This window comes from Algihabitans sp., from assembly GCF_965226985.1.
Classification (GTDB): Bacteria; Pseudomonadota; Alphaproteobacteria; order Kiloniellales; family DSM-21159; genus Algihabitans.
In genome coordinates this window covers 122,849-136,449 of record NZ_OZ245712.1, presented here as the reverse complement: position 1 = coordinate 136,449, position 13,601 = coordinate 122,849, and the positions used below count along the sequence as shown (strand labels likewise).

Sequence of the window (13,601 nt, the reverse complement as noted above, 5' to 3'; positions counted from 1 at the left end):
TGACGCCGGTCCGATCCGTCACTTTGCCGCCATCCGGGTTACGTCGTCTTGCAACAGAGACACGACGGCGCGGCTGTAGACCTGCGCGATGGCGTCTCGCCTCAAGAAGTCGAGTTGCCCGGTCTCCTGGAGGCGACGCAGCTCGGCTTTGACATCTCCTTGATCCGAGATCAGGCGCGCCATCGCCTCTGCCAAGGCTGCAGAGTCCCTCGGGTCGACACCGACGACGGCCGGACTGTCGAGATAGCCGGAAATGCCATTGGTCGCGGAGTGAACGACTGGTGTGCCTGCCAGAAGCGATTCCGCATAGACCATGCCGTAGCTTTCCCGGAAGGAGGCCATGACGAAGGCACAGCTGTCGTTCAGAGTCTCCTGCATGCGCCCATGCGCCACCGGCCCGATCAGCCGCACGCGGCCTGCAGCCTCACGGGCAGCTGTACGGCTCAAGGCTGCGAAGGCCTGGGGGTCGCCGCCCCCGATGATCTCAAGACGAAGATCCGGCGTCCGCCGGGCGGCGATGGCTACGGCCCGAATCAGGGTTTCTGCATTCTTGTTTTTGTAGTCGCGCAAATGAAACGCCGTACGTAATAGCGGACCCGTCGTGCGGGGTGGGAGCACCCGATCCTGCAAGGTCGGACACGGCAAAGGCAGAGTCGGCTTTTGCCTAGGGCCCAGCGTCTCGCTCAACCGATCGGCCGTCCAGGGCGCGAAAGGGAAGAGCAGAGCGGCATCCTGCCAAATCTTTCGCCAGACAGGACGCAGATCCCGCTTGGCCCGGATGATCTTCAGATCGGAGTTGCCCTGGGACGATACGACAAGCGGCACTTTCAGAGCCTCGGCTACCTGGGCACCGACAAGACCGTCGGTGGAAAGCTTGTGGGCGTGTACGAGATCGACCGACACGCGCCGGCGCTCCAGGTCCTCCAGGATCCAAGTGGCAACGCGCGAGAGGTAGCGTCTTAGGAAAAGGCCGCGCGGCAAACCTTCGTAAGTGACGGCCCGCCAGCCATCGCTGAAATCCACGGCAGCGATGCCCTTGCCCAGCCCAACACGGTTCAGCGAGTAGACGTGATGCCGAAAGCGCTCGCTGGTCAAACCCAACAGCGTAGAGACGGCTTTGGTTTTGTTCGGCTGCAGCGGATCGGGGAAGTCCGCGGAGATGTGGAGGATGCTCTGATCGGCCTGCGCAGGCATTCTCGGTTACTCCGAACTCACAAGGCAAAGGCCGCTTCTCATGTGCCTTGCGACGCAGGCTATGTCCCTCGCGGTGGCAACACCTCCGCCAGCCTGCATTGGCACGAGCCGTCTCGTTTCAAGCAAACCCGAGGTGAGCGATCTTGACGCCCTTTGCCTCACTGCTCCCGAAAGGCTCGCTCGAAACTGCCCATCAGGGGTTTCATAGTGTATTGCAGCAGCGTTTGCGAGCCTTCGTGAATGAAGACCTGTGCTGGCATGCCGGAGGTCAGCTTCAAGGTCTCCGGGAGGGTGTCAGCGACACCTTCGGCAAGAGCAATGCGAGCCTGGTAAGACTGCAGACCGGTGCGTTGGTCCTCGATGCTGTCCGCGGCAACCCAGGTGACTTCACCATCGAGCCTTTGCATGTCCCGGGCCGGCAGTCCCGTAAACATGACCGTCGCACTTTGGCCGACCTGGACGGAGTCGATGTCAGTGGGTTGAAGTTCGATGTTGATGACCAGATCATCGTCGTCGGGAACCAGTTCCAAGATCGTGTCGCCCTGACGCACGACGGCTCCGGGGCCGGTGACGGCGAGATTGATCACAACCCCGCTGCTCGGTGCTCTCAGAACCGTTCGTTCGAGGGTATCCTGACTTTTGGTAAGCGTCGCCTCGACCTCGGCCAGATTGGCTTCGACTTCGGCCAGGCGATCCTCCACTTCGGCTTCTCGCCGACGCTGCAGACCGAGGATCTGTAGTTCATACTCGCTGATGCGCGAGTCGGAAGCCGCAATGGCGGCCTCGAGCCGGCTCAGCTCGCCGGCCAGTTCCGATCGCGCCCGCTTGAGGGCCAGATAACGGCTGACGGGAACCAGCTTCTTTTCATAGAGCTCGGCGACACCCGCGACCTCTTGAGAAATGAGAGTCATCTGCTCTTGCGTCTGCGCGATCTGATTGCGCAGACCCGCGATTTCCTGACCCGTCTGCTCTATCTGTCGCTGACGAATCATCACCTCGTTGGCCAGAGCGTTACGCCGCGCCGCGAAGCGTTTGCGCTCCGCCGCCTTCAACTCGGCAACCGAATCGTCACTATCCGATCTCAACGCCTCATGGGCAAAAGAGATTCGCTCCGAACCGTCTCGTTCGGCCGTCAGGCGCGCCGCTTCGACCAGCAGAGACCGCTGCCGCGCCTGCAGAGCGGTCAAGTCGGACTGGGCGGAGACCGCCCGGAGAACCACGAGCTCGTCTCCAGCCGCAACCGTATCGCCATTGGTAACCTTGATCTGCTCGACGATACCGCCTTCCAAATGCTGGATAACCTGCCGTTCGCTGAGAGGGCCGACTTCGCCGTTGGCGATGATCGCGCTGGATATGGGAGCCAAGGCCGCCCAGCCACCACCGACGACGAAAAACAGACTGGCCACCGTCAGGCCGAAGAGGATCGTTCCGCGCCTGGCATAGTTGATGCGGTCAGTCATGCGGAAGACTCCTTACGGCGCGCCCTGAGACGCTCCAGAGGTCGGCTTCGGGTCTTTGGCGCCCCTTCCGCTCGTTCCAACACAGCCGTTGCGCCGGTCTGGAACTTGGCCGGTGCCGTGACGTTGTCGTCATTCCGGGCTGCACCGCTCGTGGCCGCACTGCTCTGCGTCGCGTCGTCTCGCGTTCCGCCATTCCAAGTGACGCCATCCGACGCCTCGTTTTCAGAAAGACCCCGGTTTTCCGAACGACCCTCCTCCGACAGCTCGCCCGGGCCAGGCCGTGTTGCGCCTGGGGTACGAGCGTGTATTTGCGCGACATCCTCCGCAGGTCTGGTCTCGTCCGGCCCCGCCGTCACTGGAAAGGTGCCGGCGCGTGAAGGGATCGCCGGCTGTGCGACAGTCGCCGGCTCCTGCAAACGACGCAGGATCTCAGTCCGTTCGCCGGCCATAACGATTCGCCCAGAATGAATAACGACCAAGCGGTCAGCAGGCCGCAGAATCGCTGGTCGATGCGCGACCAGGACGACGGTGGCACCCCAGCCCTTGGCCGCCTCCACGGCCTTCATCAGATCGGCCTCTCCCTGTCCGTCGAGGCTGGCATGGGGTTCATCCAGAACCAGAAGCTTCGGCCGTCGGTAGATCGCTCGGGCGAGCCCGAGCCTTTGGCGCTGTCCCCCGGAGAGCGAGGAGCCTCCGTCACCGATCTGGGTATCGTAAGCGTCTGGCAGCGAGAGGATGAACTCATGGACGCCGGCCGTTTTCGCCGCCCAAACGATATCCTCAGCATCGGCTTCACCATCCATCCGCGCGATGTTTTCGCGGACGGTTCCGTCGAACAGCTCCACGTCCTGCGGGAGGTACCCCAGATGCCGACCCAATTGGGCCGGGTTCCAATGCCGAATCTCGGCACCGTCCAGGCGCACGGAACCGCGCGTGGGTGTCCAAACCCCGATGAGAAGCTTGCAGAGGGTCGATTTGCCAGCACCGGACGGGCCGATGATCCCGATCACCTCGCCCGGCGACAGCTCAAGCGATACAGCGGCCACGGTCGGTTCGCTAAGCCCCTGCGGCACCAACCAGACATCATCGAAGACCACCTGCCCCTCCGGATCAGGCAGGTCCATGCGATCGGACTCCTGCGGAAAGCGATCCAACAGGGCGGTCAAGCGCCGCCAGGCATCTCGCGCGCCGACGAAGGTACGCCAGCTGCCCATCGACTGCTCGACCGGCGCGAGAGCACGCCCAAGCAAGATGGAGGCAGCGATCATGGCACCGGCACTCATCTCGTTCTGCAGAACCAGATAGGCGCCGAGCGCGAGCACCAAAGTCTGAGCCATCAGTCTCAGAAATCGGGAGGCCCCGGTGATCGCGGCTCCCGCATCGGCCGCGGCCAACTGACCGATGATCGCCGTGGCGTTGTCGCCAGACCAACGCGCCCGCAAGGCATCGAACATCCCCATGGACTTGATGGCCTCGGCATTTCGCAAAGCGAACTCCAGACGCTGGTTACCGGCCAAAGCGGCACCCGAGGAAACCGCCAGAGGCTTTCGTGTCAGACGGTCGTTGAGGATGGCGAGCGCGAAGAGAATAACGGCCGAGCCGAGCCCCAACAGCCCGAGCAGCGGATGCAACAGCGCAAGGGCGGCGACGAAGAAAGGAACCCAGGGCGCATCGAGCAAGGCCGTAACCTGACTGCCACCGAGAAATCCGCGTACGCTCCCAAGGTCGCGCATCGGCTGGGCCGAGGTCGGTGTACCGTTCAAGGTACTTTCGACGGCCGTGCGCAAGAGTTCCGGCGAAAGGGAGTGCTCGACCTCAGCCCCGATCCGGCCCAGCAATCGCAAACGAACGGTCTCAAGAAGTCCCAGCACCAGCAAGGCGAGAGCGGCGATCATCGTAAGGTACAGCAACGTCGCCGACTGACCGCTGGACAGAACCTTGTCGTAGACCAGCAGCATGTAGATCGGAGATGTCAGCATCAGCAGGTTGGTGAGAACGCTGAAGCCGGTAACGGTAACCAAACCACTCCGCACCACAGCCACCACAGCTCGAAGAGCCGGGTTCTCGCGATCTCGCCTAACCAATGCCATAAAAAAATCCGCTCCTGAGGGGCAGAATCCCGACCCGGTCCGGATGGTTTTATACGTTCCGAAAGTTAATAGCGTATTTTCGACGTTTTCCTAACATCGCGCTCCGCTAAGCACTTTGTGACAAAATTAGGAAGAGAAAGTTCTAGCGCGCGAAGTCGAAGTTGGCCGTCGATGTAGCCTGGGATTTCCAAATATCGCCCTTTCGCAAACCCACAAAATTTCTCATAAACTCTGTAAAAATATAATAATTATGCAATCAATTTAATCGTCCCTTGGCTTTTCAAGCAAAAATGGCCGCGCCAACCCATTGGTGTCTGATCGGAATTCAGAACGTGAAGAAATTATATTATAATATATTGAATTCTATATTTAGAACTTGAAAGCACTTAAATATCGACCTATTGGACTGGTTGAGACCTTAGGGACCAGATCTAAACGGTGTTCGCTACGAGCAATGTAGCGTCAGAATCCCAAGCTCCCGCCGAAGAAAACGGTATTTTCCGTGAATTCATCCTCAGCTTGATCGCTGAACCGCTGCGTCCTGGAGATACCGGTGAACACCTGAGCATTCTCGGCAAGGGAGTAGGATAGGCGCGCTGTCCCCGAGAAAGTTCTTTCCAGATCGTCGGGCCCCTCGTCGATCTGGCTGGCGTCGAAGATTAGGCTGGACGAGAGGTCTCGGCTCAACGAGCGCGACCAGTCCGCCACGAGCGTGACCGTCGTCTCGTCCCGCGTCTCGAACTCCCTGTCTGTGTAGCCTGCGGTCAGTCCGAGGGTGTTACGGCCGTAGGTCCCGATCAGCCCCACCTCGCCTCTTGTGACAAGGGCCGCACCCTCATCGAGATCCTGACCGAGTTCGCTGGGACGAAGACCTATCGTCGGCTCCAGCGGATCGCCACGACGGTCGTTCGCGATGTCGCCGAGAGACGTATCGAGCGTCCGGTCGAGAGAACCGAAAACCTGCAGGCGTGGCGTCAATGCGTAGTCCAGCTGTGCCTCGACACGGTCGTCGTTGTAGCGCCGACCGTACGTCAGTAGGAGACTACCGCGCGTCCCAGTCAGCTCAAAACCCACATCCCATAGCGGACCGTCCAGATCGCGTGTTCCGCCATCGTCGACGTCGACATAGCCGCCTCTTACGATACCGGTGAAAAGTCGCGTGAAGGCGTAGCGCTGCGTCAGGCTGCCGAGCCGCTCTTCGATATCGCTGCCTGGGCCGTCCCGATCCAAGAGAATGGTCTTCTGACGATCCAGTTCGAGCTCGAGCTCCAGACGGTTCAGCACGCTGCCGCTGGTCACCGTCAGCGTCTGCTGCATGTCGCGTTCGTCGGAGGTGTCGTCGCCGTCCTCCTCGTCCGTAACCCGTGTCTCGGTATGGCGGATACGGAACTCGCCATCCGCCCAGCGGCCGAAGCGCTGCTGGATGTAGGGGCTGGCCTCCAAGATATGCACCGATGCCGTATCGTCTTCGTCGGCACCACGCTCGCCCGACACGGCACTGCCGCTGTCGATAACCGTCCTCGCCGAAGAGGCGCTGGCTTCGAGAAAGAAGAAGTCTTCGAAGACTTCCATGGATCCGAAGGCGCGGACGTCCTGGTCGAGACTCAGATTCTCCGCGTTTTCGCTCTCAACCGCCAAGTCCGACGACAGGCTGAGATTGAGACGGCGCCCTTCCGCGGAGAACTCGGTTCCATAGCTCACGGTGTTGACGACGCCCGCCGTCTTCTCCCCATCCGGATCCAAGTCGATGTTATCGGTGATACTGACCTGGGTTCCGACCGATTGGTCGAGGCGATACTCCGCAGCTTGCAGGGATCCTGGCAGGAGTGAGGCCGCCACTGCAAGAAGGCTTGCGGCCGCGCAGAGACGCCCACGACGGCCATGCCGCGCACGACGGCGCCTGCACGGGGTTTTGAGAGACAGGGATGCGATCCGCATGATCCCAGTGAAAGCCAGGTCGTCGCGGGCGCTAGAGGAAGCTCTCGGGGATCAGCACGATATCGCCCGGCAGCACCGCGACATTCGCTTCGACCTCACCGTCACGCAGCAACTCTTCCAGCCGGAGACGATAGGTCACCCGCTCGTCGCCGCGGCCACGGATCAAAACGGCACGGTTGCCGGCGGCAAACTCTGTCAGCCCCCCCACCTCGATCATGACATCGAGCAGAGTCATGTTGGCCCGGTAGGGAATGGCGACAGGTGTCTGCGCCTCGCCAACCACACGAATCTGGTCGTCAAGCGGTCCGCCGAAACTCCTCACGATCACCGTGACGATCGGCTCCTGCACGAAAGGACGCAGAGCCTCGGCAATGTCTTCGGAGAGCTGGGACGATGTCTTCCCGGCCGCCAGCATGTCTGGGTTCAACGGCGTCGAGATTCGTCCGTCCGGCCGCACCGGAACCTCGCGAGACAATTCGGGACTGCGCCAAACGAACACCTCAACCGTATCCAGCGGGCCGATAACATACTCCGGCACCTCATCGGCGATATCCACAGGGGCGTCTCGAGCATCGGGATAGGTGGGACCGCAAGCCGCGAGTCCCATGGCGAGCGCTGCGAGGATAAAGAGATGCAAGTGGCTTAGACCGGTCGACTTCATAGCAGATCTTCCCCCAATGACCTCACGAGCCTGGCTTGCCCACGCCATACCGAGGTCACGCATTAGCTGTGGATCCGCACCAAGCGGCGCAGGCTCAGCGTTTAGTACCCTGACCGCGAAAACAGATCAAGCAAACGACAGGCCGGGATCATGGCATTATTGGCAGTATACAACGATTTAAGATCCTGACGGCGGTCGACTGAAAATCTTTCGCACTCCACCGGCGAACTTGATTTCGGCCGGAGAAGATCTGGCGACGGATAGGTCGTCAATCTCCAAACCGGGACGGGAGGGTTCTCGTGAGATGGCAAGCCGCAGATGAGCGGGAAAAGCCGCGGCGATTCCCCCCTGCCGAAACCGCCTGCAGGCCCCAAGAATCAACGACGCAGACAGCAGGCGACAGATCAGAGATATAGGCGCGTCGGAACGCCTTGGTCGCCACTGCCTCGTACAGTCTTGGAAAGACTTGAACCCTGAAGAAGGTAAACGAAAGAAAGGGGGGCATGTCGCCCCCCTTTTTTCAAGTCGCTGACAGTCGGCTGACTGCCGCCCAGTCTACTTGATGAGACTTAGGCTTCGTTACGACCGCGCAGCCAACGCATTCCGAACAAGCCGCTGAGCGCGGTGATCAGGAACCAAGCGGCAGCCGGAAGCGGCGTGACGGCAATCTCGACGGCGAAGTCGTCGTGGTTGTCGTCGTCGCCGGCACCGTTGTCGTCGAACAGGAGCACCAGGCGGTTACCGGTCGGACCAGATTCGCCCCAGGTGTTGGACGGGCCGAAGGACGTGAAGAAGTTAACCGCAGAACCGTCGGCGTTGACCGGGTTCGTACCGTTCTCCGCAACGTCTCCGGCGTCGATCGGATCGCCGGGTCCGCCTGCGGTCTTCCAGGTGGCGAGGGCGAACGGCACAAGATAACCGTTCACGTCACTGTTGAACGCAAGAGGGATCGACGAGAAATCGACTGTGATGCTCGCACCGTTGATCAGACCGGTGTCGTTGCTCGGGGCGACGACTTCGGAGAACAGAACGGTCGACGGATCGTTGAAGAAGTCGCCGTCGCCATCGAGGTCGAGACCGAAGGCATTCCGGAAACCAGCCTCGAGACCACGGAACGTAAACGTCAGCGGCCGGCTGCGATCCGTAATGTAGATTTGCGCACCGAAGACGCCGAAGGTGTTGTCGTCGACCAGGTCGTTCGTGGCTCCACCAGTCGCAACCGGACCAGTGACACCACCGTCGGCGAGCAAAGCAGCGTCGGCGTCATGGGGCACAAACGTGGCCGCAGCCAGCACCATCGTGCCAGCCGCACCCCATACCTTGAGACTTTCCATTAGACCCCTCCCCTGGGTGGCCATGTGACAAAGATCGGATGCCGGACAAAATTTACGAAAATTTAAGTTATGTCAAGCTGGCAATTTCGAGGTACTCGCATCTCTAAAAACAACGTGTCCTAACGAATTTTTGACGGATTGGAGTACCGCGAAGACCTTTGAACCAGCTCTCGGAAATCGATCGACCTGAAAACTCTTCGACTTAGCGCATTGTTATATATCGAAAAATTCCGCAGGCCCGAAGCCTTCCCCCGCACTCGTTCCTACAACTTTCAGCTGGATCAAGAACCCTGCTCGGGAAGGGCTTAGGGGATAGATTTAGGCGCTGATATATCAAAATTTTATACAAATTTGCAAGAAATTAGCGTCAGAATTTTTGAGACGATCCAGCTATCCGCATGCGTACAGCTGAAAAAATCAACTTTTGCGTATATTCCTATCGCAAAAATATACGTAAAAGCATAATCACTGTTGCACTGCGATATCCCATCCGTCCGAGCATGCGCAGAGAAGAGACGGAAGGTCGTCGGAGAAAGCTCAAGCAACAAGAGCTCGCCGCTCCCTCAATCCGAGGCTTGGCACCCACCGCCCACGACGGTGGCCGTGCGACGGCACCGGAGACACGCTAAGGTCAGGAGGGACTCTCCGAGAACCTCAGCACCTGCGCTGATAAAGCTACTGTGCAGCTCCGCTCGGCGCCGCGGCCTCCGCCGCGCTCTGCACGGCTTCCTCGGCAGCCGCCAGGGTGGCAACCGCCTCCTCGCGCCCGAGGAACGACCGCTCTGCACCTAACGCTATCTGCAAGTGCCGAACCGCCGCCTCGTGCTCGCCCAGCTCGAAATGCACAAGGCCCAGATGGTAGTGCGCTTCAGGAAGGCCTTCCGCCAAGCCAACGGCACGCTCTAGATAGGCCTGAGCTTGGCGATAGTCTTCCAGCCTGAGCATCACGGCCCCGATCGTATCGAGAACGAAGGGATTGCTGGTACGGCGGAAGTCGGTCAGCAGAGCATCAGCATGCTCGAGCGCCTCCCTGTTTTCCGGCTGAAGCCCGGCAAGCAGAGCCGCGTAGTTGTTGACGGCGATCAGGTTTCTGGGCTGAACCTCGACAAGCTGTCCGAAGACATCGAGCGCTTCCTCGTTCTGCTCCAGCCCGGCGAGCGTCGCCCCCAACTGAGAAAGCAGCAGGGGGTTATCGGGGACCGCTCGCAGGCCATCGCGATAGGCCGACAAGGCAGCCTCCGTATCTCCGTCGCTCTGGAGTGCCGCCGCCAAGCCGATATGCGCCGGTATGGAACGCGCCTCCAGCTCAACAGCCTGCCGGAAACTCGCGGCAGCCTCCGGGAAGCGCTGGGCAGCCATGAAGACTTCGCCCTGCATCGTCGCGACGTCCGGAGACTCCGGCAGTTCGCGGCGGATGTCCTCCAGGTAGTCAACTGCGCGGTCGACTTGCTCCGCGGCCAACAAGGCACGGACACTGCCGGCCATCGCGATGTAAGCATCGGCGTTCTCGGCACGGATCGCCTCGAAGGCCTGGAAGGCTTCTTCGTAGCGCCCCTGCTGGTGGTAAAGCCGGCCAAGCAACAGATTGCCGACACCGGCCTGATCCGGCAGTGCCAACAGAGCACTGATCGCGTCTTCCGCCTCGCTCCAGCGCCCTTCGCTGGTTGAGAGCTGCGCCTTCGCACCGAGCAAACCCGGAGATTGCGGATCGAGACCCAGAGCACGATCGAGCGTTGTCAGCGCCGTGGACGGACTTCCCTGCTGCGCCTGAAGCGTCGCTAGAGTTCCAAGAGCATCCGTGTCCTGCGGGGCCGCACGAACCAGCCTGTTGAGCGTCTGGGTCGCAAGCGCGACCTCTCCCTCGGCCAGTTCCGCTCGGGCCAGAAGGCGCAAGGCCTCAACCGACTCAGGATCGGCGCGCAACGCTGTACGGAAGTCCGAAATGGCGGTTTCCGAGTCCCCATCCGCCAAACTCAGCGTGCCACTTAGAAGGCGCGATCCGGAATGATCGCCGTCGACCTCCAGCACTTCGGCAATCATCTGTTCCGCCGCCTCCCGATTGTTTTCGCTGAGTTCGAGGCGAGCCAGGGCCGTTCTTGCACTCAGGCCCTCATCATCGGTCCCGGACCGCTCGGCTTGTTCTTCCAGAACGGCTCTCGCTTCATCGACGCGTTCTTCTTGAAACAGCAGATTGGCAAGGGCAAAGCGATACTCGTAGATGTCGGGACTGGCTTGGATGCCGGCCTGCAGTTCGGCAATGGCAGCGTCGGGTCCTACGGTTTGCGCCAGGAAGCTGGAAAGCACGAGGCGCGGCTGCGCATCGTCGGTGTCGTCGCGAACGGCGGCACGCAGCAGATCGGCGGTTCCTTCGGTATCGCCCTCGGCGAAGAGAAACTGCGAGAACTCGACCCGGAGTGCGAAATCGTCGGGATCCCGTTCCATCAGATCCCGATAGAGCGCGATGGCACGATCGGTCTGCCCGGCCGAGGCCAGCAGCCGCAACATCAGCTGATTCAAGGAAGTATCGTCGGGTGCCCGCTGAAGCGTGCTGTCGACGGTAGCGATCGCGGTCTCCAACTCGCCGCGCTCGGCATAAGCGCCGGCCAGAACCGAGGTGGCTTCAGGAGACTCCGGCCGGGCGGCCAAGACCTGCTCGGCCAAGCGCTGCGCTTCATCAAAATCGCCTTCTCGCAAGGCGATTGCGGCGCTCAAAAGATCGACGTCCAGGTTGTCCGGCGCCAACTGCAGGAGGTTCTGCTGCATTTCCTTGGCGCGCTCAAGCTGGGCGCCGAGCAGCAGGTAACGAGCCATCCGAAGGCGGGACTCAACGTGCTCGGGATCCATCTGCGCAACGGCTTCGAATGTCCGGTAGGCAGACTCGAACTCGCTCTGCGCTTCCGCGATCAATCCCAGATAGTAGCGACTTTCGACATGCCGAGGCTCTATCTGCAGCACGTTGCGGAACTCGACACTTGCCCTTACATAGTCGCCGGCTTCGTAGAGTTCCTTACCGCGTTCGAGAAATTCTGCCTGTCGACTTTCCGCACCGTCGCATGACGCCAAAAGCAACGCCAGGAAGAGGAAGGCAATGACTTTTGTGCTTTTACGGATGCAGGCAAGGAATCGGTAACCGAAACTAGGCATAGTCGGGGTCTCGCCTGTCGTTATCTGGATCATTGATCCGACAGTAGCTAGACTAAAACATTTAGCTCAAGTTAAATGTTAGCCATGAAAACCGCCGCAATCCGGCGGTCGATGACGAAGCAGGGACACCGCGAGAACAATGACCGCCAGCACCTATGAAGAGCAGGATCAGGCTTTCCAGCTTGATCTCGGTGCCATCTGGAGGATGGTCAAGCGTCGCTTTTGGCTGTTCCTCGTTCCGGCCGTCGTTGTCAGTGCTCTCGCTCTGGTCGTCGCGAAAGCTCTGCCGCCGGTATACATGTCGACGGGGACGATCCTGGTCGAGCAGCCGAACGTGCCGCCCGATCTGATCGATTCAACCGTCACTAGCCTGGCGGCCGAGCGCATTGAGATTATCAGGCGGCGCTTCATCGCAACCGACAATCTGATCGCGCTCATTCGCCAATACGACCTCTATCCGCAACGCCAAGCTGAATTGCCGATGACGCAGGTCGCCGCCGCGATGAGAGGAGACATCACCGTCTCTCTGATCGAACAGCGTCGCGGGCGCACCTCCTTCACGGTCGCCTTCACGGTTGCCTTCGCCTACGAAAACGGTGCGAAGGCGAAGGCAGTGGCCGACGAACTGGTCTCTTGGTACTTGAGCGAGAATGCCCGGACGCGTCAGGAGCGCGCCCAGGAGACGGCTGACTTTCTTCTGCAGGAAACGGCTGCCGCCGAGCGCGATGTCGAGCGCCTGGAAGAAGAAATTGCAGCGATCAAAAGCGAATATGCCGGTGCTCTGCCGGAACAGCAGGATCGCAATCAAGCTGAACTCGAGCAGCTGCGCCGAAATCTGCGCGACGTGAACTTCCGACTGGAAGCTCTAGGCGACGAGCGCACCACCCTGACCGCGCGCCTGGAAAGCCTGCCACGCTCAGCTGGCGGCGGCGGCTCCAGCGAGGCCGCGACCGTCTCCCGGATGCTGGAGCAGCTCCGTAACGACCGAGTCAGTCTCTCGACGACCTTCACCGAGCAGCACCCCGACATCATTCAGATCGATCGCCAGATCGCTCAACTGGAAGAACGGCTGGCAGAGCTTCCGCCGGCAATCGACCCCTCGGCCGCCGGCGCGCTCGTCGCCAGCACGGCGAGCCGGGCGGAAGTCGAGCGGATCTTGACCGAGCTTGAGCGGGAGTTCGGTGCGGCGGAACGCAGCCGTACAGCGATCCAGGCGGATATCGATGCGGTCGAAGCGTCCTTGGATCAGACGGCTCTGATCTCCGAAGACTACCAGGCGCTCGTGCGCGAATACCGCAACGCCGTGCAGGACTTCAACACACTGCGCCGGAAAGTTCTGGAGGCGGAGATGGGCGCGTCCCTGGAGCTGAATCAGAAAGCTGAGCGGTTTACGCTGATCGACGCTCCTCAGGCCCCATCCGCGCCTGAAAGCCCCAATCGGCCCATGATCGCACTTGGCGGTATTGTCGTGGCCTTCGGACTTGGCGTTGCCAGCATGCTGGCGGTGGAGTTCGTCGACAGTCGGATCCGCAGTGCGCGCAAGCTTGAGCAGTTGACGGGGGTTCCGCCCCTGGTCCTGATTCCCGAAATCACCACGCGCCGCGACGTTCTGCGGCGATGGCTTATACGCGGCGCCCTGATTTGCGCTGTAACAGCTGCCTGTGCCGCCAGCTTGTGGTACGTGCACACCCGGGTCACGCCGCTCGACCTCATATTGCTCAAGATCGAACGGCAAGTGCAGTCGCAGGTCGGCGCGCTGGGCCTCTAAGCCAGGACGGCA

General features: G+C 60.8%; 8 protein-coding genes. 1 reads left to right on the top strand and 7 read right to left on the bottom strand.

Annotated features, from left to right (window positions below):
* Positions 1–18: 18 nt before the first annotated feature.
* The 7 genes from ACO054_RS00615 to ACO054_RS00585 all read right to left on the bottom strand — a co-directional run bounded on the left by ACO054_RS00615 (position 19) and on the right by ACO054_RS00585 (position 11,821).
* Positions 19–1,194 carry a glycosyltransferase gene (locus tag ACO054_RS00615; protein ID WP_421708506.1) on the bottom strand — a complete coding sequence of 392 codons (1,176 nt, stop codon included), beginning with the start codon at positions 1,192–1,194 and terminating at the stop codon, positions 19–21.
* Between the two features lie 158 nt (positions 1,195–1,352).
* Complete coding sequence (locus tag ACO054_RS00610; RefSeq protein WP_421708505.1) at positions 1,353–2,654, bottom strand: HlyD family type I secretion periplasmic adaptor subunit; 1,302 nt, start codon at positions 2,652–2,654, stop codon at positions 1,353–1,355.
* Positions 2,651–4,744 (bottom strand): type I secretion system permease/ATPase, encoded by a 2,094-nt coding sequence (locus ACO054_RS00605; RefSeq protein ID WP_421708504.1) that lies wholly within the window; start codon positions 4,742–4,744, stop codon positions 2,651–2,653. Before ACO054_RS00605 ends, ACO054_RS00610 begins: the two co-directional genes overlap by 4 nt.
* A 462-nt stretch (positions 4,745–5,206) precedes the next feature.
* Positions 5,207–6,583: a hypothetical protein gene (locus tag ACO054_RS00600; protein ID WP_421708503.1), complete on the bottom strand. Its 1,377-nt coding sequence runs from the start codon at positions 6,581–6,583 to the stop codon at positions 5,207–5,209.
* A 130-nt stretch (positions 6,584–6,713) separates the two neighbouring features.
* Positions 6,714–7,343, bottom strand: a complete 630-nt coding sequence (locus ACO054_RS00595) for an XrtA/PEP-CTERM system exopolysaccharide export protein (protein ID WP_421708502.1) — start codon at positions 7,341–7,343, stop codon at positions 6,714–6,716.
* 569 nt (positions 7,344–7,912) lie between these two features.
* The gene (locus ACO054_RS00590) at positions 7,913–8,677 is read right to left on the bottom strand and encodes a hypothetical protein (protein ID WP_421708501.1); all 765 of its coding nucleotides are present in this window, start codon (positions 8,675–8,677) and stop codon (positions 7,913–7,915) included.
* Positions 8,678–9,352: 675 nt separating this feature from the next.
* Positions 9,353–11,821 (bottom strand): tetratricopeptide repeat protein, encoded by a 2,469-nt coding sequence (locus ACO054_RS00585; RefSeq protein WP_421708500.1) that lies wholly within the window; start codon positions 11,819–11,821, stop codon positions 9,353–9,355.
* Positions 11,822–11,960: 139 nt separating this feature from the next.
* On the opposite strand from ACO054_RS00585, the gene ACO054_RS00580 reads away from it, so the two are divergent.
* Entirely contained in the window at positions 11,961–13,589 is a 1,629-nt protein-coding gene (locus tag ACO054_RS00580; protein ID WP_421708499.1) for a GumC family protein, read from the top strand.
* Positions 13,590–13,601: the final 12 nt, after the last annotated feature.